23 protein-coding genes are annotated in these 21,120 nt (G+C 43.2%); 22 read left to right on the top strand and 1 reads right to left on the bottom strand.

Annotated features, from left to right (window positions below; genetic code table 11):
* Positions 1-219 precede the first annotated feature (219 nt).
* The 20 genes from H8716_RS12115 (at position 220) to H8716_RS12020 (ending at position 18,675) form a co-directional block, all read left to right on the top strand.
* Positions 220-2,016 (top strand): alpha-amylase family glycosyl hydrolase, encoded by a 1,797-nt coding sequence (locus H8716_RS12115; protein ID WP_249309119.1) that lies wholly within the window; start codon positions 220-222, stop codon positions 2,014-2,016.
* 8 nt (positions 2,017-2,024) lie between these two features.
* Positions 2,025-2,594 (top strand): DUF5662 family protein, encoded by a 570-nt coding sequence (locus tag H8716_RS12110; protein ID WP_283243121.1) that lies wholly within the window; start codon positions 2,025-2,027, stop codon positions 2,592-2,594.
* Positions 2,595-2,644: 50 nt separating this feature from the next.
* Positions 2,645-3,406 (top strand): stage IV sporulation protein A, encoded by a 762-nt coding sequence (locus H8716_RS12105; RefSeq protein WP_249309117.1) that lies wholly within the window; start codon positions 2,645-2,647, stop codon positions 3,404-3,406.
* Between the two features lie 176 nt (positions 3,407-3,582).
* Entirely contained in the window at positions 3,583-4,842 is a 1,260-nt protein-coding gene (locus tag H8716_RS12100; RefSeq protein WP_249309115.1) for an N-acetylmuramoyl-L-alanine amidase family protein, read from the top strand.
* Positions 4,843-4,981: 139 nt separating this feature from the next.
* The gene (gene cobT, locus H8716_RS12095) at positions 4,982-6,031 is read left to right on the top strand and encodes a nicotinate-nucleotide--dimethylbenzimidazole phosphoribosyltransferase (RefSeq protein WP_249309114.1); all 1,050 of its coding nucleotides are present in this window, start codon (positions 4,982-4,984) and stop codon (positions 6,029-6,031) included.
* Positions 6,032-6,039: 8 nt separating this feature from the next.
* Positions 6,040-6,561, top strand: a complete 522-nt coding sequence (locus H8716_RS12090) for a bifunctional adenosylcobinamide kinase/adenosylcobinamide-phosphate guanylyltransferase (protein ID WP_249309113.1) — start codon at positions 6,040-6,042, stop codon at positions 6,559-6,561.
* A gap of 3 nt (positions 6,562-6,564) precedes the next feature.
* Positions 6,565-7,329 carry an adenosylcobinamide-GDP ribazoletransferase gene (locus H8716_RS12085; protein ID WP_249309112.1) on the top strand — a complete coding sequence of 255 codons (765 nt, stop codon included), beginning with the start codon at positions 6,565-6,567 and terminating at the stop codon, positions 7,327-7,329.
* Between the two features lie 4 nt (positions 7,330-7,333).
* Positions 7,334-7,729, top strand: coding sequence for a bifunctional adenosylcobinamide kinase/adenosylcobinamide-phosphate guanylyltransferase (locus H8716_RS12080; protein WP_249309111.1), 396 nt, complete (start codon positions 7,334-7,336; stop codon positions 7,727-7,729).
* Positions 7,723-8,316 (top strand): histidine phosphatase family protein, encoded by a 594-nt coding sequence (locus H8716_RS12075; RefSeq protein ID WP_249309110.1) that lies wholly within the window; start codon positions 7,723-7,725, stop codon positions 8,314-8,316. The genes H8716_RS12080 and H8716_RS12075 overlap by 7 nt, the downstream gene beginning before the upstream one ends.
* 72 nt (positions 8,317-8,388) lie before the next feature.
* A complete protein-coding gene (gene ruvA / locus H8716_RS12070) occupies positions 8,389-9,003 on the top strand; it encodes a Holliday junction branch migration protein RuvA (RefSeq protein WP_249309109.1) in 615 nt (204 codons plus the stop codon).
* A gap of 15 nt (positions 9,004-9,018) precedes the next feature.
* Positions 9,019-10,014 (top strand): Holliday junction branch migration DNA helicase RuvB, encoded by a 996-nt coding sequence (gene ruvB, locus H8716_RS12065; protein WP_249309108.1) that lies wholly within the window; start codon positions 9,019-9,021, stop codon positions 10,012-10,014.
* A 42-nt stretch (positions 10,015-10,056) separates the two neighbouring features.
* Entirely contained in the window at positions 10,057-10,383 is a 327-nt protein-coding gene (locus H8716_RS12060) for a cell division protein ZapA (protein WP_249309106.1), read from the top strand.
* Positions 10,384-10,549: 166 nt separating this feature from the next.
* The gene (locus tag H8716_RS12055) at positions 10,550-12,934 is read left to right on the top strand and encodes a U32 family peptidase (protein ID WP_249309104.1); all 2,385 of its coding nucleotides are present in this window, start codon (positions 10,550-10,552) and stop codon (positions 12,932-12,934) included.
* A gap of 12 nt (positions 12,935-12,946) precedes the next feature.
* A complete protein-coding gene (locus H8716_RS12050) occupies positions 12,947-14,314 on the top strand; it encodes an FtsW/RodA/SpoVE family cell cycle protein (RefSeq protein WP_249309102.1) in 1,368 nt (455 codons plus the stop codon).
* 157 nt (positions 14,315-14,471) lie between these two features.
* Positions 14,472-15,884 (top strand): peptidoglycan D,D-transpeptidase FtsI family protein, encoded by a 1,413-nt coding sequence (locus H8716_RS12045; protein WP_249309167.1) that lies wholly within the window; start codon positions 14,472-14,474, stop codon positions 15,882-15,884.
* Between the two features lie 93 nt (positions 15,885-15,977).
* Positions 15,978-16,445, top strand: a complete 468-nt coding sequence (locus H8716_RS12040) for an NUDIX hydrolase (protein WP_249309101.1) — start codon at positions 15,978-15,980, stop codon at positions 16,443-16,445.
* Positions 16,445-16,945, top strand: coding sequence for a hypothetical protein (locus tag H8716_RS12035; RefSeq protein WP_249309100.1), 501 nt, complete (start codon positions 16,445-16,447; stop codon positions 16,943-16,945). Before H8716_RS12040 ends, H8716_RS12035 begins: the two co-directional genes overlap by 1 nt.
* A gap of 9 nt (positions 16,946-16,954) precedes the next feature.
* A complete protein-coding gene (locus H8716_RS12030; RefSeq protein WP_249309098.1) occupies positions 16,955-17,974 on the top strand; it encodes a DUF2953 domain-containing protein in 1,020 nt (339 codons plus the stop codon).
* 100 nt (positions 17,975-18,074) lie between these two features.
* A complete protein-coding gene (locus H8716_RS12025; protein ID WP_249309096.1) occupies positions 18,075-18,488 on the top strand; it encodes a GerW family sporulation protein in 414 nt (137 codons plus the stop codon).
* Between the two features lie 49 nt (positions 18,489-18,537).
* A complete protein-coding gene (locus H8716_RS12020; RefSeq protein ID WP_249309094.1) occupies positions 18,538-18,675 on the top strand; it encodes a hypothetical protein in 138 nt (45 codons plus the stop codon).
* A gap of 37 nt (positions 18,676-18,712) precedes the next feature.
* Here H8716_RS12020 and rpmB read toward each other — a convergent pair whose 3' ends face one another.
* Positions 18,713-18,898, bottom strand: a complete 186-nt coding sequence (rpmB, locus tag H8716_RS12015) for a 50S ribosomal protein L28 (protein WP_117449582.1) — start codon at positions 18,896-18,898, stop codon at positions 18,713-18,715.
* 180 nt (positions 18,899-19,078) lie between these two features.
* Between rpmB and H8716_RS12010 the strand changes: the two genes are divergently transcribed.
* On the top strand, positions 19,079-19,438 hold the full coding sequence (locus H8716_RS12010) for an Asp23/Gls24 family envelope stress response protein (protein WP_249309092.1): 360 nt from the start codon (positions 19,079-19,081) through the stop codon (positions 19,436-19,438).
* A 15-nt stretch (positions 19,439-19,453) separates the two neighbouring features.
* The gene (locus tag H8716_RS12005) at positions 19,454-21,112 is read left to right on the top strand and encodes a DAK2 domain-containing protein (protein ID WP_249309090.1); all 1,659 of its coding nucleotides are present in this window, start codon (positions 19,454-19,456) and stop codon (positions 21,110-21,112) included.
* The last annotated feature ends 8 nt before the right edge of the window (positions 21,113-21,120 follow it).

The following is a 21,120-nucleotide window of genomic DNA, read 5'->3' as shown; positions in this document are numbered from 1 at the left end:
CATACCTCATTTCTTCTTATTTGGCGGATTAATACATCCGCACTTTAGATCCACTTTATCAGAAAAGGGATATAAATGCAACAAAAGAATGCAACAGATTTTCAGACAATTCGAAAAGTTTTATGGGATTTTGAAATGGTATATGATATACTGATATAGATAAAATAAAAATATTCCACACAGAGCAGATTCTTACAGAAAGGGAATAAGAAATACAGCATGAGTAACAGTTTAAAAACAGATGAAAAAACAGAAGGTTTTTATGAACCGGGAGTAAGAAGAGAAACGGATGGAATTCGCTTCAGTGTAGCGGCAGGTTCGGAACAGCAGGTTTCCCTGCTTCTGTATGAGAAAGCGAAGCAAGATTCTGTAACGGAAATTCCATTTCCACAACAGCAGGGAAGCGTTCGTTCGGTGAAAGTGCTGAATCTGGATTGGACGCAGTATCGCTACAATTACAAGATAGATGATAAAATAGTTCCAGATGAATATGCCAGAGGAATATGGCAGGATTGCACTGGAAATATTTTGTGTGAAATGAATTTTGCGCCATATTCATGGAAAAAGAGCAGACGTCCTCATATTCCATATGAGGAGGGAATCATGTACCATCTTCATGTGAGGAATTACACAATGAATGAAAAATCAGGTGTTGCGCATCGGGGAACGTTTCTTGGATTGCAGGAGAAGATCCCATATCTGAAAAAACTGGGAGTCAATCAGATAATTCTGATGCCGGTTTATGAATTTCTGGAAGAAGAGAAAGAACCGGAAAAAATGCAGACAGGAAAGCCGGCAAAGAGAAGACCACAACAGAAAAATTATTGGGGATACAAAAAAGGCTTCTATTTTGCTCCAAAGAGAAGGTTTGCAGCAACAGATGATCCGGTTCTGGAACTTAAAAATATGGTGAAGGCATTTCATAAACAGCAGATGGAGATTATTATGGAAATGTATTTTCCCCAGGAAGTACCTCTGCGGGAGCAGATTGAGGTATTAAGATACTGGATGGAAGAGTATCAGGTGGATGGTTTTCGAATTATGGGCGACACAGATCTGGCACATCATTTGAGCATGGATCCACTGTTTTCTGAGGTAAAACTGATATCTTATTATTACGGAGATCTGTCTGTACAGAATGGACGGAATCTGGCAGAGATGAATGATGGATTTTTGAATGATATGAGAAGGATTCTGAAAGGGGACGAAGGCACACTGGAACAGATGGCGTTTCGAACCAGAAGGAATCCATCCACCTGTGCAGTTATAAATTATATTACCGGGCATGACGGATTCACTCTTCAGGATCTGGTATCATATGATCAGAAACATAACGAAGAAAATGGTGAAATGAATCTGGATGGATGTAACTATAACTACAGCTGGAATTGTGGAATAGAGGGAGAAACGAGAAAACGGGATATTATGACACTGCGTACTCGGATGAAGAAGAATGCGATGCTTCTGCTCCTGTTTTCACAGGGAACACCGATGCTTCTGGCTGGTGATGAGTTTGGAAATACGCAGAAAGGGAATAATAATCCTTATTGTCTGGACAATCCGGTATCCTGGGTAGACTGGGATGGGTATAAGCGCAATCTGAAGTTTGTTCATTATGTAAAAGCCTTGATTGCTATCCGCAAATCAGAGATGCTGCTGCACCGGAAAGAAGAATACAGTTTTATGGATCAGAAGGCGTGTGGGTATCCGGATTTGTCCTATCACGGAAATAAGGCTTGGTATGCAGATTTTGGATATGCACAAAGGAGTCTGGGAATGTTGTACTGCGGAAGTTATGTTCAGGAAAAACATTTTCTGTATGTGATGTATAATCTGCATCCTCAGGCGCAGGAACTGGCACTGCCAAAACTTCCGGAAAAGATGAACTGGTATAAGCAGATTGATACGAATTTAAAAGACAGTATTCAGGATAAGAAAGAGCAGATAGGACAGAAAGAAAAAACGGTAGTTGTGCCGGGAAGAACAATTGTAGTATTAACAGGCGAAGAGGAGTGATAACAGAGATGTGGGATCCGGCAGGACATTTTAGAACGATTACAGAACATAAAAAACTGGTGATGGAACATTGTTTTAAACTGGGACTTTATCGGCAGGGATTGTTGCATGATATGTCCAAATACATGCCTTCAGAGTTTCTGGTGGGAGCAAAATATTATCAGGGTGACCGAAGTCCCAACAATGCCGAGCGGGAGGAGAAGGGATATTCTGCTGCATGGCTTCATCATAAGGGAAGAAATAAACACCATTTTGAGTACTGGATTGATTATCAGATTGATGATAAGGATCATGCCATGGGCGGCATGCGAATGCCGAGAAGGTATGTGGCAGAGATGCTGGCTGACCGTATAGCAGCATCTAAGGTATACAATAAGGACAAATATACCCGTCATGATCCGCTGAATTATTTCCTGAAAGGGAAGGATCATTATATGATGCATCCTCAGACTATGAAAGAGATCGAACATCTCCTTCAGATCCTGGATGAGCAGGGAGAAGATGCCTGTTTCTGGTATACCAGAAATGTCTATCTGAAAAAAGAACCACTGAAAAAGCACAGGAAAAAGAAATCATAGATTTCCCCCCTTTCGAATATACTGGAATAGTATCGAAAGGGGGTTATTTCATGCGCAAGATTGCGTGTTTTATTCCGAAGTGGCTGGAAACATTACCGCAGGATCATGATATGAAACAGCAGTTTATTCATATTTTGAAAGAGCAGTTAAAAGATGGAGAGAAAGAAGAGTGGCAGAACAATTTTGTAGAAAAAATGAAAGCCCTGCCCTTCGTAAAAAATGTGTTTATAGAAGATACACAGGAAGAAGGAATTCTGAGAGTTCAGATTGCGGTAAAAGAAGAGTACTATTATGCCATGTTATCAGAATTATCTGGAATTACGATTGATGGGGAATATCAGCTGATCTCACTGATCAGGGAACTTTGCGGACGGAAAAGGGAATATGAAGCAGTTGGGGAAGCTATGAAGTCCGTCAGAGAAACCGGCTATGGAGTAATTCTTCCGGGAAGAGAGGATGTACGCTGGGAAGAGCCGGTAATGACTCACAGTGGAAACCGTTATGGCGTAAAAATGAAAGCTGCAAGTCCGACGATTCACCTGATTAAAGCAGAGATTGATACGGAGATTGCGCCGATAGTAGGAAGCGAGAACCAGGCGGAGGATCTGATTGCATATATCCACAGTGGAACGCAGGAATCAGAAGGAATATGGGAAATTAATATATTTGGAAAGACGGTAGAACAGCTTTTGCAGGAGGAAATGACAGTGAAGCTAAACCAGTTTGGAGAAGAGAGCCGTCAGAAGATACAGAAAGTGATAGGCAGAGTACTGGATGAAAATAAAAACGGAATGATCTGCCTGATCATATAGCATGTGGATTTTGTATAAAAATACCAGAAAACAGAGAAAATTGCGATATATAATATGTCACATACATTGACAATTATAAAAAAAGGATTTATAATTATCACAGAATTTTAATAGAATTGTAACAAAGTTTTTTCTTAAAAAGGAGAAAACTACTATTTACGCAGGGAGGAAGAAAGATGAAAAACAAAAAAAGGGGGATTCTGGCAGTAACATTTTTATTGCTGCTATTGATGTGTCTTTCGGTTCAGGCTAAGGCTTATACCGGGTTTAAGACATCAGCGAATGGAGTGATCCGGTATTATGACACCAACGGTAAGGTAGTAAAAGGCAAGTGGTTCAAAGTAAATAAAAAGTCGTATTATGCCAAGCCGGATGGAAGTCTTGCAACAGGTCTCATCCAGATCAAAAATAAATGGTACTATTTTAATAAGGCAGGTGCCAATGTCAGAGGCTGGAAAACGATAAAAGGCAAGAGGTATTATTTCTTTAGTAAAACAAAAGCTGCATTAACAGGTCTGTATACATTTAAGGGTAAAAACTCACGTTATTATAATAAGACAGTCTATTTTGATAAGAATGGCGTGCAGCAGACCGGATGGAAGACCATCAAAAAACATAAGTATTATTTTGATGACTATATGAGAGTCGGCTGGCTTACGATAAATTCAAAGAAGTATTACTTCATTAAGTCTTCGCCAAGAAGAGGTCAGATGGCAACCGGAGTATTTTCCATCGGAGGAAAGCTCTACTACTTTGATCCGGATACAGGAGAACTGCAGACCAATACAAGAGTGGAGTACAATGACAGAACCTACACGGTTGATGCACAGGGCGTGTGTACGGTTGTACCTGAGGACAGCAGCCCGTCTGCTGAGATGCTTTTTTTCCTGAGATTTGAATCAGGTTCTTCTGCTTATAATCAGACTGGAGGAGACCATGGATGCGCCTGCGGAGCATATCAGTTTGACTACCGCTATTCTCTGAAGCCATTTATAACCTATGCATACAGAGAAAATCCGCTGGTATGCAAGGAATTCAAGCCATTCTTGAAACTCAGCAGCTCACAGCTTAGGAGTAACAGTAAGTTCTACAAAGCATGGCATCAGGTATATAAGCGCAACAAGAGAACCTTTTCCGCATTGCAGGATACTTATGCGAGAATCAATTATTATGACAATGCAGAGAGAAAACTTCAGCTTTCAGGAATTGATATTGCATCAAGATCAGACGTAGTAAAAGGTGCTGTGTTTAGTTATTCCATTCAGCATGGCATGACCAGTGCTGTAAATGCAGTAAAAGCAATCAAGCCGAAGAGTGCCATGTCAGATGCAGCATTTTTGAAAAAGCTTTATAATTACCGCAAAAAATCTTTCCCGTTATATGCAAGCCGCTATACACAGGAATATAAGCTGGCAATCAGTGTTCTGAAAAAGTAAAAGATAAAAAGACCTTTGTTATCGTCACATTACAGTCGGCAGCAGAGGTCTTTTTTGCACGTTTTACAGCTCTTTGATAACGCTTGACACATGCCTGTGAGTTTTTTATAATGAAAAAGATGACCAGGGGGATAAAAATATGAAAATTAACAATAAAGAATACAAAATTACATCAGTAGACAAAAAAGCAGAAGCACTGTGTCAGAAGAGATGGGACAGTATTGCAAAACCATTACACAGCCTTGGAAAGATGGAGGATTATCTGGTGCAGACTGCAGGCATCATCGGGGATGTCAATGTGAAGTTTGATAAAAAGGCATTGATTGTCATGTGTGCAGATAACGGTGTGGTGGCAGAGGGAGTTACCCAGTCTGAGCAGAATGTAACGGCAATTGTATCCGAGAATTTCCTTTCCGATAAAGCAACAGCGGCAATTCTCTGCAGGCAGACCGGCGCTGAGATTTTCCCGATTGATATCGGTATTGCGGTAGATACGAAGTTGGAGAATCATAAGATTGCCTATGGAACCAGGAATATGGCAAAAGAACCAGCCATGACAAGAGAAGAGGCAGAACGTGCCATGGAAGTAGGTATTCAGAAGGTCGCAGAACTGGCCGGAAAGAGCTATAAGATTATAGCTACCGGAGAAATGGGAATCGGCAATACCACTACCAGCAGTGCACTGGCATCCTATTTTCTGAATGAAGATGTGGAGAAAATGACAGGACGTGGAGCAGGCCTTACCAGTAAGGCACTGGAAAAGAAGATTGCAGTGGTGCGAAAGGCCATAGAGGATTACAGTCCGTCGTTTACGGATGCAGTTGATGCACTGGCTGCACTGGGAGGGTTTGATATTGCAGGTCTGGCAGGTGTCTTTATTGGCGGAGCCATTTACCATATTCCGATTGTCATGGATGGATTCATTTCTACCACAGCTGCGCTGACTGCTACCCGAATTTGCCCGGAATGTGCAGATTATATCATGGCTTCACATGTATCCAAAGAACCGGCGGCAGAAAAGATCCTGGCAGCTTTGGGAAAAGAAGCGGCGCTTTACTGCGATATGTGTCTGGGCGAAGGAACCGGAGCGGTGACTCTGTTCCCGATTCTGGATCTTGCAGTTGAAATCTATGAACAGATGAGCACATTTGAGGACATTGACATTGAAGCGTATGTGGAGCTGAAGTAGGTAACATTATGATGATAGTAGTGACTGGTGGCAGCGGCAGTGGAAAATCTGCTTATGCAGAAAAACAGATTCTGCAGTTTGGAGAGATGCCGCGCTATTATATAGCAACCATGGAAAACCGAGATGCTGAGAGTCAGAAACGCGTTGACCGGCATCGGGCAATGAGGGCAGATAAGAAGTTTGTTACGGTGGAATGCCCATATGATCTGCAGGAAATACAGTTGGAAAAGACGGGAGCAGTCTTGCTTGAATGTATGTCGAATCTGGTAGCAAATGAACTGTTTGTCAAAGATGGCATGGTACATATGGAGCAGACAGTGGAAAAGATCGTGCAGGGAATTCAAAGACTGAAAGCACAGTGCAGACACCTTGTTGTAGTTACCAATGAAGTGTTTTCTGATGGACTGCAGTACGATGAATGGACCGGAGAGTATATTCGCTGTCTCGGAATGGTGAATCAGCATCTGAGCGAACTGGCAGATCAGGTAGTGGAAGTTGTTTATACGATTCCAGTCATGCAGAAAGGATGAGTTATGAATCTGATATATAATATGATCATTGCATTTGCAATGTATTCCAAGATTCCCATGCCTCATATAGACTGGACGAAGGAGAGGATGCGCTATGTGTTCTGTTTTTTCCCAGTTATTGGAGTGGTGCTTGGTATTGCAATGGTACTTTGGGAAAAATACGGCATGCTGCTGACAGGGAATGAAGATTTCCATACGGCGGTACTGATTCTGATTCCGGTGATCATTACGGGAGGAATTCATTTTGACGGATTTCTGGACACCTGTGATGCTCTGAGTTCTTATAAGACGATGGAAGAGAAGCTGGAGATCCTGAAAGACTCCCATGCGGGGGCATTTGCCATATTGATGGGATGCTGCTATTTTATACTGGATTATGGAGTGTTTCATGCAGTTGATATGCGTGCAGTACGTCTCCTGGCAGTCGGATATGTACTGTCCAGATCCTTAAGTGGACTGGCAATTGTAGCCTTTCAGAAAGCCAGAAAAAGCGGACTTGCGGCAACATTCTCTGATTCAGCGCAGAAAAAGACAGTAGCAATAACCATGATTGTCTATATTGTGGCATGTGCAGCAGTGATGATCGTGACAGAACCGGTTATTGGTACGATTTGTTTTATTTCAGCACTGATGGTATTTACATGGTATCGTGTGATGTCTTATGGCAAGTTTGGTGGAATCACCGGAGACCTGGCAGGATTTTTCCTTCAGGTATGTGAACTGGTAATGGCAGTAGTGACTGTGACAGCAATACATTTGATAGGGTAAGAAAATGGAATTAATTATAGGCGGAGCATATCAGGGTAAAAAAAATACAGCACAGAAACTGTTCGGACTGAGGAATACGGATATTCTGGATGGGGAAAACTGTAAAATTGAAGATGTTTTTTCATGCAGGGCAGTCAGTGAATTTCATATGCTGATCCGCAGAATAATGGAGCAACAGGAAAGTCCGGAAGATTTTTTTGAACATCTTAAGACGGAAAATCCGGGAGTCATCCTGATATCGAATGAGATTGGATATGGTATAGTACCGCTGGAGCGATTTGAACGGGACTGGAGAGAAAAGACAGGACGGATCTGTTGTCTGGCTGCACAGGAATCAGATCATGTGATTCGTGTGCTGGCTGGCAATCCGGTCTGTATCAAAGGAGAACAGATATGGTGATTTATCTGATACGGCATGGGATGACAGCAGGGAATCGGAAGAAACGATATATTGGCAGAACAGATGAGCCGCTCTGCCAGGAGGGGAGAGAGCGGTTGGAAAAGATCAGAGAACGGGGTTTGTATACAGAACCCGTTCTGCTATATGTCAGCCCTATGCTGCGCTGTCTTGAGACGGCGCAGATACTTTTTCCGGGGATGGAACAAAACGTTATTGAGAACCTGCGGGAGTGTGATTTCGGAGAATTTGAGAATCAAAATTATCTGGAACTGGCAGGGAATGCAAATTACCAGAAATGGATTGACAGCAATGGCATGCTTCCTTTCCCGGGAGGAGAATCCAGAGAGAAATTTCAGACAAGAAGCGTGAAGGCATTTGAAAAACTGGAGCAGTTCTGGAAAGTGAATGGATATCAGGGGCAGACGGCTGCACTGGTTGTCCATGGAGGAACGATCATGAGTATTCTGGAAAAAGTTGGTATACCGAAAAGGTCTTATTATGATTTCCAGACAGGAAACGGTGAGGGGTACCGCCTGGAAGGGGAAGATGGAAGCTATCAGTACGAGAAGATCTGTTATACACAATAATCGAACATATGGTTGATATTTGTAAAAAGTCGTGGTAAGATGACTTGATATCAAAAACAGGAGCAAAAGAAAATGATTGCTTTTTTAAAAGGAAAAATTGAAGAACTGGAAGAGACGAAAGCGATCGTAGACGTGAATGGAGTGGGCTATGGGGTCTTTATTACCGGACGGGATGCGGGTATATTGTCGGGAAACAGAGAGACAGTAAAGCTGTACACCTATCTTCAGGTGAGAGAAGATGCTATGCAGTTATATGGCTTCCTGAAAAAAGATGATCTGCATGTATTTCAGCTGCTTCTCGGCGTGAACGGAATCGGACCGAAGGCTGCACTTGGAATATTGTCGGTACTGTCAGCGAATGATATCCGTTTTGCAGTACTGGCAGGAGATGCCAAAGCTATTTCCAGGGCACCTGGAATAGGAGCAAAGTCTGCACAGAAGATTATTCTGGAACTGAAGGATAAATTTGATCTGCAGGAGACATTTGACAGTTCTCTGGCAGAAACAGAGAACGATGCAGTAGTGACTGCCGGTGACAGACAGATACAGGATGAGGCGGTACAGGCACTGGTAGCCCTGGGATATCCGGCAGGAGAGTCGCTGAAGGCAGTACGCAGTGTACAGCAGACAGAGAATATGACGACAGAAGATCTTCTGAAGGCGGCACTCAGGAATATGTCTTTTTAATTTTAGGAGAATAGAATGGATAGAAGAGTGATTCAAACAGAGGTTTTGCCGGAGGATTCCCACATTGAGACGAGTCTGCGTCCGAAGATGCTCAGAGACTACATTGGTCAGGAAAAGGCAAAGAAGAATCTGAAGATCTATATTGAAGCGGCAAAGCAGAGGGGAGATTCTCTGGATCATGTACTGTTTTACGGACCTCCTGGTCTTGGAAAAACAACACTGGCAGGAATTATTGCCAATGAGATGGGCGTGAATATGAAGGTAACATCTGGACCGGCGATTGAGAAGCCGGGAGAGATGGCGGCTATCCTGAATAATCTCCAGGAAGGTGATGTACTTTTTGTAGATGAGATTCATCGCCTAAACAGGCAGGTAGAGGAAGTGCTATATCCGGCAATGGAAGACTTTGCTATTGACATTATGATTGGAAAAGGCGCGGCGGCTCGTTCAATCAGACTGGATCTGCCCAGGTTCACACTGGTGGGAGCAACTACAAGAGCAGGACTTCTGACAGCACCTCTTCGTGACCGTTTTGGCGTGATTCATCATCTGGAATTCTATACAGAAGAAGAACTGACAACGATTATCTGCAATTCGGCGAAGATTCTGGATGTGGAAATTGACCCGCAGGGAGCGCTGGAACTGGCAAAGAGGTCCAGAGGAACGCCGAGACTGGCGAACCGCCTTCTGAAAAGAGTCCGGGACTTTGCCCAGGTGAAATATGACGGGAGAATTACAAAGGAGACGGCCAGATTCGCCCTGGATCTGCTGGAGGTGGATACCTATGGACTGGATGTAACGGACCGGAATCTTCTGACTACTATGATAGAGAAATTCCAGGGAGGGCCAGTGGGACTGGACACCCTTGCGGCAACCATCGGGGAAGATTCTGGCACCATCGAGGACGTATATGAACCTTATCTGTTAAAGAAGGGATTCCTGATCCGGACGCCGAGAGGAAGAATGGCAACAGAGAAAGCTTATCATCATCTGGGGTTGCAATTCCAGTAGAAGTCCGTTATACTGATGCTATACAAATGAGGAGGAAGTGCTATGTCAGCGAAGAACCGCACAGAAGTGGTTATCAATGGCCAGATTTTTGTGATCAGTGGTTATGAAAGTGAAGAATATATTCAGAAGGTTGGCTATTATCTGAACAATAAGCTGACTGAGATTCAGAAGCTGGAGAGTTACAAGCGTCAGTCCAATGACATGAAGAGCATCCTGGTTCAGCTTAATATCGCAGATGATTATTTCAAGGCAAAGAAGCAGGCTGAGGTGTTGGAGGATGGGATCGCTTCCAGAGATAAGGAGATATTTGATCTGAAGCATAGTCTGATTGATATGCAGCGCCAGCTGGATGATTTGAAGAAAAAATAAACACAGGCTGCAGAATCCTCTGAGAAGGGATTATGGCAGCCTTCTTTTTTATATCAGATGTGAAATGACTCTCACCTCTGTAGGTGGCGAGCAACAAATCAGTATCAGTGGTGGGAGTCAATCATGCAGGAACTGCATTCCTGCAACAGTGGAAAGGATTACATGAATGAAGGTTGAATTACTGGCACCCGCAGGCTCCTATGAAAGCATGGTGGCAGCTTACAGTGCAGGGGCAGATGCTGTATATATAGGCGGCGCGAAGTTTGGAGCCAGGGCATTTGCAGACAATCTGGACACAGAGCAGATGAAGAAAGCAATCGACTACGCCCATATTCGTGGCAGAAAGCTGTATTTGACGGTCAATACCTTGTTGAAGCAAAAGGAAACAGAAGAATTGTATGATTATCTACTGCCTTTTTACAGAGAAGGGCTGGATGCTGTTATCGTGCAGGATTTTGGCGTTTTCCAGATGGTCAGGGAAGCATTTCCGGATATGGATCTCCATGCCAGCACACAGATGACAGTAACAGGTGTCAGAGGTGCAGCGTGGTTACAGGAACGGGGAGCGTCCAGAGTAGTGACTGCAAGGGAACTTTCCATGGAGGAGATACGGAAGATCCATGAACAGGTTCCGGTAGAGATTGAAAGTTTTGTACATGGAGCACTTTGTTTCTGTTATTCAGGGCAATGCCTCTTAAGCAGTATGATTGGCGGAAGAAGCGGAAACCGGGGCAGGTGTGCCCAACCGTGCAGACTACCATACCAGCTTTATGAAGAAGACAGTTTGTTATCAAGGGATCCGTATCTGATGAGTCCTAAGGATATGTGTACTCTGGATCTGATTCCGGAGTTGGTAGAGAGCGGAATTTATTCCTTTAAGATGGAAGGACGCATGAAGAAACCGGAATATACAGCGGGGATCACTTCTGTGTATCGAAAATACATTGATCAGTATCTGAATGATGGAAAAGAAAACTTCATGGTTCGGCCGGAAGACAGAAGCCTTCTGATGGATCTGTATAACAGAGGGGGATTTTCGCAAGGATATTATCAGCAGCATAATGGAAAAGATATGATGTCTATGCAGCGCCCGAATCACTGGGGAACAGAAGCGGCAAAGATGATATCTGCCGGCAGGGAGACAAAGTGGAAGGCACTGGAGGATCTGAATATCAGAGATGTTCTGGAACTGAGAAGCGCAAAAGAAAAAAGAGAGTACACACTGTCCCAGAATGTGGCAAAGGGTGCCGTATTTTCGATGAAGACCGGGAACGGCAGAGAAAAGAATGGAATGCTGTTATACCGTACCAGAAATGAAAAGCTGATTTCCGAGATCCGTAAGACTTATCTGGATAATCCTTATAAAGTCGGGATTGACGGGGAATTACTATTGCAGAAGAAATGTGCCGCACAGCTTCAGATCCGGTACAGGGACATTTATGTTTCGGTAAGTGGAGGAGAGGTGCAGAGTGCACAGAAAAGGCCACTGGAAGAAAAAGATGTAAGAAAACAGATCAGTAAACTTGGACAGACAGAATTCAAATGGGAAAAACTTCAGATCCGTATGGATGAGGGGATTTTTCTTCCGGTGCAGGAACTGAATGAATTGAGAAGAAAAGCGATAGAAGAACTGACAGAAGCCATTCTTCAGAAAGAACGCAAGTGTCAGAACAGGATACTACAGACAAGGGAAAAACCTGAGACACAGAAGCAGACAGATGCTTTGTTCATCACGGCTCAGGCGGAGCGAAGAGAACAGCTTGAAGAGATTCTTGTATGCAATAAGATCAGAAGAGTCTGCCTGAGCAGTCTTTTGTATCCGTCAGAAGAAGCTTTTCTTGGACAGGCGTCAGAAGATGTGAAAAGATGCCGGGAGTCAGGAAAAGAGAGTTGGTACGTGATGCCATGGATCTTCCGGGAAGAAAAACGCAATTATTTTCTGCATATGGAGAAATGCAGACACATTCTGGAGCAGTTTGACGGGATACTGGTTAAGAATCTGGAAGAGATCCAATATTTACAGCAAATATCATATTGTGGTAAGATAGCACTGGATCACAATATGTACATCTGGAACAGGGAAGCAGTCAGCTTCTGGCAAAAGGAAAAGATTGACTGGATGACACTTCCGGTCGAACTGACGGACCAGGAAATGAGACCGCTGTCATCAGCCAGAAGAGAAATGATTGTTTATGGATATGCACCGCTGATGGTAACGGCACAGTGTTTTCAGAAGAACACAACCGGATGCCGGAAAAAGCGTAAGATACTGCATCTGAAGGATCGCAAGGGCAAATATTTTCCGATAAAAAATGACTGTAGTTTCTGTTATAATATTCTCTATAACAGTACGGTGACAGAACTGGCAGATCAAAGCAGATCCATTTCACAGATTGCGCCAGAATCTGTCCGTCTGAGTTTTACCATAGAAGATGCCAGACAGACCAGAGAGGTGCTGTGCAGATATACAGAAGTATTTGCAGAGCATAAAAATGTGGAAAGTCCATCATCGGATTTTACACGGGGACATTTGAAACGTGGAGTAGAATAAAGGGGAGATAACGTGGTTAGTTTAATTATCCAGTTTTCGAGATATGCGATTATTATACTTATGGCAATTTATACCATGCAGAGTTATATCGTATTCAGCAAAAAAGATGAGGACGATAAAGATTTCCTTTTTGTCAGACAGAATCTGATGATGTTTATGATACATTTTATTGCATTTATGATTATGTATCTGAAACAGGAAGATACCAATCTGATGTTTCTGTATGGTGCCCAGTTTATTTATCTGGCGGCCACACTGGTGTTTTTTCGGAATCTGTATCCGAGAGCGTCCAAACTGGTAGTCAATCATATGTGTATGTTGATTATGATTGGGTTTATTATGATTACCAGGCTGTCGTTTGACGAAGCTGTCAAGCAGTTTAAGGTCGTAGTAATTTCCACGGTAATTGCACTTTTGATTCCGGCAATCATCCGGAAGGTGCGGGTGCTTACCAAGTGGACATGGCTGTATGCGGCAGTGGGGATTGGAGGTCTGGGCCTGGTTGCAGTTGCAGCACAGGTGACATATGGAGCCAAACTGGGATTTGTGATTGGCGGTATCAGTATCCAGCCATCAGAATTTATCAAGATTATTTTTGTATTCTGTATTGCCGGCATGCTGGGAAATGCTCAGTCATTTAAAGATATTGTAATTGCAACGGTAGTTGCGGCGCTACATGTGCTGATTCTGGTTTATTCCACCGATCTGGGTAGTGCGCTGATTTACTTTGTCACCTATCTGGTGATGTTGTATGTATCTACCAGAAAAATGATTTATGCTATGGCTGGTGTGGCGGCAGGATCTGTAGCGGCAGTGGGGGCTTATCATTTGTTTTCCCATATCCGGCAGCGTGTACAGATCTGGCAGAATCCATTTGCAGATTATTCGGGAAACGGATATCAAGTAGCGCAGTCTCTGTTTTCTATGGCAGCAGGTGGCTGGCTGGGAACGGGAATTATGAACGGAACACCGGACAGTATTCCTCTAGTTGAAATGGATTTTATGTTTTCTGCCATAACAGAGGAACTGGGAGGCTTGTTCTCGATCTGCATGATACTGGTCTGCATGAGTTGCTATATTATGTTTATCAATATTGCAATGCGCCTGTCCAATCGCTTTTACAGACTGGTAGCCCTGGGGCTTGGAACTATGTACGCCGTACAGGTGTTCCTGACAGTCGGTGGCGCCATGAAGTTTATCCCGATGACAGGTGTCACGCTTCCACTGGTAAGCTACGGTGGAAGTTCAATGCTCAGTACGGTAATGATGTTCGCGATTATACAGGGGCTTTATATTCTTCGGGAAGATGAGGAGGAGCAAATTGAGAGATTCAGAGAAGAAAGAGAATGGCAAATGGAACAGAACAGAATGTACAGATGAAGAAAAATCCATTGACATTCCGTCTTTTGTAAATGGTTCTTCTCATGAAAACGCGGAACAGGAGATGTTCCGGGAAGAACCGGAGGTCAAAGAAAAGAAGAAAAAGATCTATGAAAAGCATGTGCCGAAAAAAGTAAGAAACAAAGCATATGTGAGAATGGCATATCTGTTTTCGGCAATGTTTCTGTCATTGGTTGGATATCTGGTATATTTTAATGTAGTGCTGATCGATGGTGTTAACCGAAACCCAAACAATTCCAAGAGAGACGCTCAGGAAGCCTATGTAATCCGTGGAACAATCTATTCGTCAGACGGAGAAGTTCTGGCTGGAACAAATATAGATGAGGAAGGCAATGAGATCAGGGTGTATCCGTGGAGTAATGTGTTTGCACATATTGTGGGTTATACTGTAAATGGAAAATCAGGTCTGGAAGCCATCTATAACAACGATCTGATGACTTCAAATTCTTCTATACAGGATCAGGTGGGAAGTGAAAAAAATAATGAAAAACTCCGGGGAGACAGTCTGGTGCTTACATTGGACAGCCGACTTCAGGAAGCGGCATATAATGCACTTGGAGCATACAAGGGCGCAGTTGTGGTGATGGAACCTTCTACGGGTAAGGTGCTGGCAATGGTGTCTAAGCCGGACTTTGATCCGAATGATATGGCAAATCAGTGGGAGATTCTGAATGCAGATGATTCTCAGAGTCCTCTGTTGAACCGGGCAACACAGGGGTTGTATCCTCCGGGATCTACATTTAAGATTCTGACAACACTGGAGTATCTGAGAGAATTCCCAAATGATTATATGAATTATACTTATGACTGTCAGGGAAGTATGTCTCAGGGAGATGTTACGATCAAATGTTACGACTATGAGGTACATGGATTTGAAGATCTGCAAGGATCTTTTCAGCATTCCTGTAATACTTCGTTTGCTAATATTGGTCTGCAGCTTGATAATGACAAGTTCGCACAGATGTGTGAGTCTGTGATGTTTAATGGCAAGCTGCCTACTGTATTGCCTTACAGCAGTAGTCAGTTCACGCTGAATGGAAATTCATCTGTTGGTGAGACGATGCAGACGGCAATCGGACAGGGGGATACGCTGGTATCTCCGTTCCACATGGCACTGATTGTATCGGCAGTTGCCAATGACGGAGTACTGATGACACCATATTTTGTAGATCATATTGAGAATTCAGATGGCATTAAGGTCAGTGATACAAAGGCCATACAGTATAAGAAACTGATGGAGTCTGATGAAGCCCGGATTCTGAATGAGTATATGCAGAGTGTGGTAAATGGTGGAACGGCCAGTTCGCTAAGCGGAATGGGATATTCCGTTGCGGGAAAGACCGGGTCTGCCGAATATGAAGTGAATGGAAATACCGGATCGGAAGATAATTTTTCCACACATTCCTGGTTTGTCGGATTTTCCAATGTAGAGGATCCGGATATTGTAGTAAGCGTTATTGCGGAAGATGGCGGAACCGGAAGTTCTGCTGCCGTACCGATTGCAAGAGAAGTGTTCAATTCTTATTATAATTATGTGAAGACATACTAGAATTATCAGTAAAAGAAAAAAGTTGCGGATTTCTGTAAAAGGCTGTATACTAATACCATGTTATGAAACACAACGCGGACAGGAGGAATTGCAATGATTGAGGCAACGAGCTGTGGCGGTGTGGTAATATTTCGGGGTAAGATCCTGTTATTGTTCAAAAGTTATAAGAACAAGTATGAAGGATGGGTCTTGCCAAAAGGTACCGTAGAACCAGGAGAAGTGTATACAGAGACGGCATTACGTGAAGTACTGGAGGAGACTGGAGCCAAGGCGACGATTGTAAAATATATCGGAAAGAGCCAGTATTCTTTCAATGTACCGGAAGATGTAGTGGAAAAAGATGTCCACTGGTATCTTATGCGCTCAGAGAGTTATTACAGTAAACCACAACGCGAGGAACATTTTATTGATTCAGGGTATTATAAGTACCATGAAGCGTATCACCTTTTAAAATTTGCCAATGAGAGAACAATGCTGGAGAGAGCATATGAAGAGTATCTGAACTTAAAAAAAGCAAATTTATGGGGCGGAAGTAAAAAGTATTTCAAAGGGAAAGACTGATGAGAGCTTCATCGGTCTTTCTGACTATAGAAGGAAGAGAAAGGGTAACTGTTCAGAACCCAATATCTGTGAAGGTAGTGAACAGATACGAGAAAGGTCAGATATCCATGGACTGGTACAGCAGATTATATATGGACGATGGGCTGGAAGAAAAAAAGGAAAAACTGATACACAAGATTGAACATGCAGCCGGGACACCGGGAGTGTATTTGATTACACTCGCATCGAATGAGAAGAATCTTCTGGATATTTTTTCAGCAGACCAGCTTCTGTGGCCGGTAATGCATCGTCTGTGTCCGGTAATTATAGGCATGACACGATCCTATGACAGTGCAGTGGAACTGGCGTCTTCTATCATACTGGAATCTTACGAAAAAACAGGGACATTTCGGATAGATACATTTTTAAGGCAGAGACTGGATGAGAACGAGCCATATGTGGTACATTATCCGTTAAAGAAAAGAAAACGCAGGTGGGGATTCCACTTCTGGGGAGAGTAAAAGAAGCATATGCTGCACATATTATTTTTGATTTTAAAGATAATTGGAATATTACTGCTGGTTGTTCTCGGATTGATATTGTCAGTGCTTGCAGTTGTGCTGCTTATTCCGGTCAGATATCGTGTATCTGCAGAGAAGGGCAGTAAGATACAGGCAGAGGGGAGTCTCTCTTGGCTGATGGGGATGATCCGCATACAGGCCGGGTATGACGGGGGGCAGACGGGAATAGATCTGTTCCTATTTGGAAGATCCCTGCTTAACCGCAATCCTAAAAAGCAGAAACCCGGGAAAAGACGGAAGAAAAGAGCATCAGAACAGCCACGGAAGACAGAACAGCCGCAGGAGATAAAAGCTGAATGTCTGCGGGAGACAGAATCAGAACAGCCACAGGAAGATCAGTATGTGCCGGCAATACCGGTGTTACTGGAAAAGACAGATCAGTCAGAAAACAGTGTGGATATGAATGAGCAGCCTGAGCAGTCGGGAGAAGATGCCGGACAGGCGGATGAGAAAAAGCTGACAGGGATCATATGGAAAAGCATAACAGAAAAGCTGGAAAAAGTTCCACGAAAGGTACAGGGCATATTGCAAAGTATCCGGCAGAGCTTTCAGCGCATTACAGAGGCAGGAAAGAAGCTGTCGGACAGAAAAGAGAAGCTGAAGACTACGGCTGGCAGATGGCTTGATTTCTGGAATCTGGAAGTAACACAGGCTGCCAAAATGCATGTACTGAGGGAAATACGCTATCTGCTTCGCCATATTTTACCACGAAAAGCGGAAGGCCAGATTCTAATCGGAATGGATGATCCTGCAACAACCGGTCAGGTACTGGGTATACTGTATGTATTATCTGCATTCACAGGAAACTGCCTGGAGATCAATGGAGATTTTGAAAGGGCGGTGCTGGAAGGGCGTTTTCAGATAACAGGACATGTGAGAATCTGCCACATTGCCAGGGCAGCATTATCTTTGCTTGCGGATAAGAATATCAGACAGACAGTGCGGTCATTTCGACAAATGACTGTGTAAGAATCACAGGTAACGGTTCAGGATCGATTGCCCCGCAAGGGTACTGAGCAGTTTCAATCACAGAGTAAAAAGAGATGGACAGACAGAAAGGAGAAGGAACATGGCATCAGAAAATAATTTTCAGTCAAAAGTAGAGTCGTTATTTAAGGGGATGGATGGATACATTCATTCCAAGACGGTTGTGGGGGATGCGATCACAGTAGGAGATACGATCATTCTTCCGCTGATCGATGTATCCTTTGGCGTAGCAGCAGGAGCGCTGGAGGGGAAGGATAATAATAAAGTAAAGAATAACGGCGGCGGAGGAATGGGATGCAAAATGACTCCAAGTGCTGTACTGGTGATTCAGAATGGAACCACAAAACTGGTGAATATCAAGAATCAGGATGGATTGACCAAGGTGCTGGATATGGTGCCGGATTTTGTCAATCGCTTTACATCCGGAAGCAGTAATGCGGCAGCGGATGCTGTCAAGGCAGCCGAAGCGGTACAGACAGATAATACAGAAGAATAGTCACAGATTTTGAAAAACTGCATAAGATAGAAAAAAAGGGAGTACACATATGAAACGTATTGCAGGATATACCCTATTCTGGATATCGGTCGGAATGCTGATCGCATTACTTATCGCAAATACGTTCTGGAATGTACTCCTGATTTTTTTACTGCTGTTGATTGGATATAATCTGTTTGTATGTTAAAAAAGAGCCGCTTTTCAGCGACTCTTATCTGTTCTTATTACGCTCTTTCAACTTTTCCGGATCTTAAGCAAGAAGTACATACATACATCTTCTTAGCAGCTCCGTTCACTTTAACGCGAACAGATTTGATGTTGGATTTCCACATTTTATTAGATCTTCTATGGGAGTGGCTCACGTTGTTTCCGAAATGAGCGCCCTTATCACAAATTGCACATTTAGCCATGACAGCACCTCCTTATATCTTATTAGTTCGTACTTAAAGTGTACAAACTGACAACAATCGTATTCTAACAGAAATAAATATATTTTGCAAGTGGAAAATGAAAAAAGATATTTCCTTTTTCAGAAAAACTTGTTATACTATGGAATGAGTATCAAGTAGAATGATATCTGGAGGTAGAATATGAAGGGACGTATGAATAACGAACTTGGTTCAATTTCGATTGATTTAGATGTTATAGCAACCTATGCGGGCAGTGTGGCAGTGGAATGTTTCGGAATAGTCGGTATGGCAGCATTCAGTGTGAAAGACGGTCTTGTAAGATTGCTTAAGCGCGACAGCTTAAAACATGGAATCAATGTAACTGTAGGGGAAGATAACCGGATTTCCCTTGATTTTCATGTGATTGTTTCATACGGAGTAAGTATTTCCGCAGTTTGCGAGAACCTGATGGAAAGCGTAAAATACCGCGTACAGGAATTTACCGGTATGGAGATTGATAAGATGAATATTTATGTAGAAGGCGTAAGAGAGATTGATTAAGGAGGACCTCTAAAAGTGGGTAAAAGTACGATAAATGCCGAACTGTGCGCTAAGATGTTTCTGGCAGGTGCAAAGAATCTTGAGGCAAATAAAGAATGGATTAATGAACTGAATGTATTTCCGGTTCCTGACGGAGATACAGGTACCAATATGACGCTGACCATTATGTCAGCGGCAAAAGAAGTGGCAGGATTGGAAACTGTGAACATGGAGACGCTGGCAAAGGCAATCTCATCAGGATCTTTACGTGGGGCAAGAGGAAATTCAGGTGTTATCCTTTCTCAGCTTCTGAGAGGATTTACCAAGGGGATCCGCGATACCAGCGAGATTGATGTGATTACCATTACAGAGGCGTTCCAGAAGGCTGTGGCGACTGCATATAAGGCAGTTATGAAGCCAAAGGAAGGAACGATTCTGACCGTAGCCAAGGGATTTGCAGACAAGGCAACTGAACTGGCTCTTACAGAGAACGTTGAGATGGAAGAGCTGCTGGATACTTCCCTGAAGTATGCAGAAGAAGTGCTGGCTAAGACCCCTGAGATGCTTCCTGTATTAAAAGAAGCCGGTGTAGTAGACTCCGGTGGACAGGGACTGATTCAGGTATTAAAGGGTGCTTTCGATGCTTATCTTGGCAAGGAAGTAGACTACACCATTGAGAAGCCTGAGAGTACCGGAGAACCTGCGCAGGCAGATACCAGAACAGAGGCAGATATCAAGTTTGGTTACTGCACAGAGTTTATTATTATGACTAAGAAGCCAATGCAGCAGGCAGAAGAACTGAAGTTTAAGGCATTTCTTGAAAGTATTGGAGATTCTATTGTAGTAGTTGCAGATGAAGAGATTGTAAAGGTGCATGTGCATACAAATGATCCTGGTGTTGCGATCACCAGAGCACTTACTTATGGTGAGCTTTCCCGTATGAAGATTGACAATATGAGAGAGGAACACCGTGAAAAGCTGATCAAAGACGCCGAGAAGCAGGCGGCAGCACAGGCGAAGCCGGTTATGCCTCATAAAGAGGTGGGATTCATTTCTGTCAGCATTGGTGACGGTATCGGAGAGATCTTCAAAGGTTTGGGTGTGGACTATCTGATTGAAGGCGGTCAGACTATGAACCCAAGTACCGAAGACATGCTTAATGCCATCGCAGAGGTCAATGCAGATACCATTTTCATATTCCCGAATAATAAGAATATTATTCTGGCTGCAAATCAGGCACAGGCACTGACCGAAGACAAGAAGATTGTGGTTATTCCAACTAAGACTGTTCCACAAGGTATTGCTGCAATCATCAGTTTTGATCCGACTGCATCAGCAGAGGAAAATGAAGAGAACATGAAAGAAGCGCTGTCTGTGGTGAAGACCGGACAGATTACTTATGCGGTACGTGATACACATATTGATGACAAAGAGATTAAAGAAGGCAATATCATGGGAATCGGAGATGATTCGATCCTGGCTGTAGGTGAGGATATTGCAGAGATAACCAAGGAAACTATTGATCTGATGACAGATGAAGAAACTGAACTGATCAGTGTGTATTATGGAGAGGATATCTCAGAGGAAGATGCTAATGCACTGGGCACCGAACTTCAGGAAAAATATCCGGATTGTGAAGTGGAAGTATATGCAGGTGGACAGCCTATTTACTACTATGTGGTATCTGTAGAGTAGAAATCTGT

This window comes from Jingyaoa shaoxingensis (genome assembly GCF_014385005.1).
Lineage (GTDB): Bacteria > Bacillota > Clostridia > Lachnospirales > Lachnospiraceae > Marvinbryantia > Marvinbryantia shaoxingensis.
The sequence above is the reverse complement of the archived record's forward strand: the minus strand, read 5'-3'. Positions and strand labels throughout refer to the sequence as shown.